Origin of the sequence: Solibaculum intestinale (genome assembly GCF_040096205.1) — a bacterium.
Taxonomy (GTDB): domain Bacteria; phylum Bacillota; class Clostridia; order Oscillospirales; family Acutalibacteraceae; genus Solibaculum_A; species Solibaculum_A intestinale.
In genome coordinates this window covers 1-3,683 of the sequence record NZ_JBBMFD010000049.1, presented here as the reverse complement: position 1 = coordinate 3,683, position 3,683 = coordinate 1, and the positions used below count along the sequence as shown (strand labels likewise).

The 3,683-nt window shown below is 41.2% G+C and carries 5 protein-coding genes; all 5 read left to right on the top strand.

Features of this window, described 5'->3' with window-relative positions:
- Positions 1-1,482: RHS repeat domain-containing protein (locus WMO26_RS13350; protein WP_349221128.1), on the top strand; the 1,482-nt coding region annotated here is incomplete at its 5' end.
- Between the two features lie 14 nt (positions 1,483-1,496).
- Positions 1,497-1,949, top strand: coding sequence for a DUF2691 family protein (locus tag WMO26_RS13345; protein WP_349221127.1), 453 nt, complete (start codon positions 1,497-1,499; stop codon positions 1,947-1,949).
- Positions 1,950-2,112: 163 nt separating this feature from the next.
- The gene (locus WMO26_RS13340; protein WP_349221126.1) at positions 2,113-2,982 is read left to right on the top strand and encodes an RHS repeat-associated core domain-containing protein; all 870 of its coding nucleotides are present in this window, start codon (positions 2,113-2,115) and stop codon (positions 2,980-2,982) included.
- Between the two features lie 2 nt (positions 2,983-2,984).
- Positions 2,985-3,359, top strand: coding sequence for a hypothetical protein (locus WMO26_RS13335; RefSeq protein WP_349221125.1), 375 nt, complete (start codon positions 2,985-2,987; stop codon positions 3,357-3,359).
- A 133-nt stretch (positions 3,360-3,492) separates the two neighbouring features.
- Positions 3,493-3,683, top strand: a 191-nt coding sequence (locus WMO26_RS13330; RefSeq protein WP_349221124.1) for a hypothetical protein, incomplete at its 3' end; no start/stop codon positions are given.

Below are 3,683 nucleotides of genomic sequence, written 5' to 3'. Positions count from 1 at the left end.
TCGGTGCAAAACGGGAATGATACCCTGGCCTATACCTATGACGAGCTGGGGAACATTACGGAAATCCAAAAGAACGGGGAGGTTACGCAGCAGTATACCTATGACTCGTTAGGGCAGCTGACGTCGGAACGAAACTTTGAGAATATGTACTACACGGAGTATACGTATGACGCAGGAGGGAATATTCTCAGGAAGTATTCATGCGACTTAAACGACGACGTGTGCTTTGAGGACGCGGTGTATGGATACGGAGACGCCAACTGGAAGGACAAGTTGACGAGCTTTAACGGGCAGACGATTACCTACGATGAAATCGGCAATCCGCTGACCTACCGGGACGGCATGGCCTTTACCTGGCAGCATGGCCGGGAGCTGGCAGGGTTCACGAAGGCGGGGACTACGGCGAGCTACCGCTACAACGACAGCGGCATCCGCACTAAGAAGGTAGTAAACGGGGTCACGACCGAATACTATCTGAATGGGTCTACCATCCTCACTCAGATCACCGGGGATGAGCGGCTGGACTTCCTATATGACGATTCTGAATGTCTGTTTGGCCTTCGATGGAATGGACAAAACTATTATTATTTCCGTAATCTGCAAGGGGATATTATTGGGATTCTGGACAGCGGCGGGAATATGGTGGTAGAATATCTATACAACGCTTGGGGGCAGGAGGTAGGCCGCGGCGGCTCCATGTGGCAGACCCTTGGCGAACGCAACCCCTTCCGCTATCGTGGGTATTACTATGATACCGAGAGTGGGCTCTACTATCTTAATTCTAGGTATTACGATCCCGAAATCAGTAGGTTCTTGAATGCAGATGCTATTCTAATTGGAATGGCATTTCGAGGACTGAATTTATTTATTTATTGTAACAACAATCCAGTTAATTGTGATGATTCTACAGGAAATTATCCTGGCTATCATTATCAAACGAGATATAATGCAGAAAGAGCGGCTGCTTTATACAAAATAAAAAATCCAGAATATCAGTATCATACGATTGATATACAATATGTAAGTGGATTGCCGGAAAGCCATCCTTTTTCAGCCACTTGGATCTATCAATTAATTTCGCCAGCTCCTGTTTTTCAATCCGTTAAGGATGACTTAATAGGACCGCCTAATTCATCAAAACAATATTATGATAAAAATGGGAATCTAAAAAAAGAAACCTGGTTTGGACCTGATGGAAGAGCAACTACCAGCGAGCATCATACAAATCATGGAAATTCAAAAAAGCATCCTAAGGTACCGCATAGACATGACTGGGATTGGAGTGATCCTGAACATCCCAAAGAAGGTGACTGGTATGATAGTCTCCTTCCTGCTGCCGGAGTTGGAATTATGGTAATAACAGGATTAGGAATCATCTGGGTAATCGGAAATGATGCCACGGGTATTGGGGTGGCAGATGATCCTTTGCTTGGACCTCTTGGTTCAGCCTTTGCTGCTGGTGCAGGTATGGTTATTGCATAAAATAGGAGGAAATAATGAGAGGTATGTCATTTCTAGTTCCCAATCAATATGATTCTGTGTTAGCGAAGATTTTGGAGGGAATTTTGTTAGAAGACTATATTTGGAAAATAGATGAGGACGAAATTTTATTGTCTAGAAATGGAGATTTTAAAGACCTATTTGAGACACATATATTAAAAGGTCAGGAATTTAGAAAAACCGTTGATACAAATTCTTATCTTGTGATTTTCGCAAATATTCAAGGTTATTTCTCTCTTGAGAATCACAAAGATTTAGAAACCTATCAAGATTTTTTAAATAGTACTTGTCAAATAGTAATCCTTATCTGTGATACTATCTACGTCGAAATTTATGCAAAAGATCGGAAAATAATTGAAAAGATTAAATTTAATGCTGAGTATTACGGTTTTGAAGAAGTCGAGTATATCACAGATGAGAACGATGGAAGGACAAGCTTACACTTTTAAACCTTTTAAGTTGAAAATGGGCTGTCTGTAAAAGATAGCCCGTTTTCTTATAACTTGAGAACAAAACAACCAAAGTCAAGAATCGCTAAAAGGATATATTGGGCATTCTGGACAGCTACGGGAATATGGTGATAGAAACAGGTACAACGCCAGGGGCGAGGATATGTCCATCTCTGGCTCAATGCGCCTCACCCTAGGCACCCTCAACCCCTTCCGCTACCGGGGCTATTACTATGATACCGAGTCCGGGCTTTACTACCTCAATTCCAGGTATTACGATCCCCAAACCTGCCGGTTTATCAATGCGGATGCAAGTACAGACACTGGCAACGGCGTACTTGGAACAAACATGTTTTCTTACTGTGAGAATTCTCCGATTATCAGAAGCGACGCCAACGGAAAATCTTCTGTGGGAATCTGGGATGTGGCATCATCTGCCGTGCTATCTGTGACTTCTGGCCTTCAAACATTATCCGTGGAAGATGGATCAGACAAACTTCATCAAACAATACAAGTATTAAAGAATCTATATTCCATTCCGGCAGTTGCAAATCAAACGAGATCAGCCTTAACAATGGGAATGGCTGTAGCAAATTTGTATCATTCCTTACCTTTAACCAGTTTGATGATGACTCATGCTTTATATGGGTATGGCTTGGAACCATCACAATCATTACAGAATGAAATAGTAAGATACATTATAAATTCCGCTGAGCTTGACAATATTGTTCAACAATGCAAAATAAACGCAGAGGGGGATAGATTCTACTTTTCTTCAACAAAAATTGCTTTTGATTCAACTACCGATTTGTTTCTTAGCATTAACAAAGCAATCATAAATGTTAACGGTTGGAAAGGTCAGAATGGCCTCTGGAGTATTTACGTTATGGTGTTTGATACATATGATTTTGCTGTAATAGCAAAATCAGGTTTAACAGCTTATATTAATAATTATGCTTTTATTCTCCAAGAGTCAGGAGCACTCATCCCCTATAAATGGCGTGTAACATTTTCGTATAAGGAGCCTGCTTAACTATGAAAAGAATATTGATATTTTGTACTGCACTTGTAATAAGCATAAGTCTAACATCCTGTTCAAAATACCTCATAGGACAAGGTACCGTTGATGCTTTTGGAGACAATCGTTTTTACCTTACGAAAGATGAATTTAGTGAAAACTCATTTGTGTTACATGATTACGAGCGTACTCCTATTGAGGGAGCAGTTGATTCAGGTATTCATAAGTATGGGGAATACTCTTATATCTATACGATTGGAGACAAGGGGTATACAAAGGTAAACGAAAAAACAGGTGAAGTTAAACAGAGCAAATCCCTAGAAGATTTCTCCGAAGACGATCAGGAAATCTTTCGGCAATTAGAGCAAAATGAGGCTGGTTTAGAAAAGTGACACAAGAAGGAGGGCCTAGATTTCTAGGCCCTCCATTTCCTTTGATGTTGACACAAATAAAAGTAAATTTGGGTTTGCTATTAAAGAATTCACATTGGACCATGCTAACGCGGACAACATTGGTATTTGCCCATTGTATATTATTAAATCCATGCTATCGACCCGCACTCTGAACACCACCAATCCCTTCGTCACCCGGTACGGGTACTTGGACGGAGCGATGCCCAATTCCACCACCGCTCTCATTAAATCGGTGCAAAACGGGAATGATACCCTGGCCTATACCTATGACGAGCTGGGGAACATTACGGAAATCCAAAAGAA

What these genes read in the sequence shown, in the direction of transcription:
- WMO26_RS13340 (WP_349221126.1), top strand. Translation starts at nt 2,113, where the DNA reads ATGTCCATCTCTGGCTCAATGCGCCTCACCCTAGGCACCCTCAACCCC.
- WMO26_RS13335 (WP_349221125.1), top strand. Translation starts at nt 2,985, where the DNA reads ATGAAAAGAATATTGATATTTTGTACTGCACTTGTAATAAGCATAAGT.
- WMO26_RS13345 (WP_349221127.1), top strand. Translation starts at nt 1,497, where the DNA reads ATGAGAGGTATGTCATTTCTAGTTCCCAATCAATATGATTCTGTGTTA.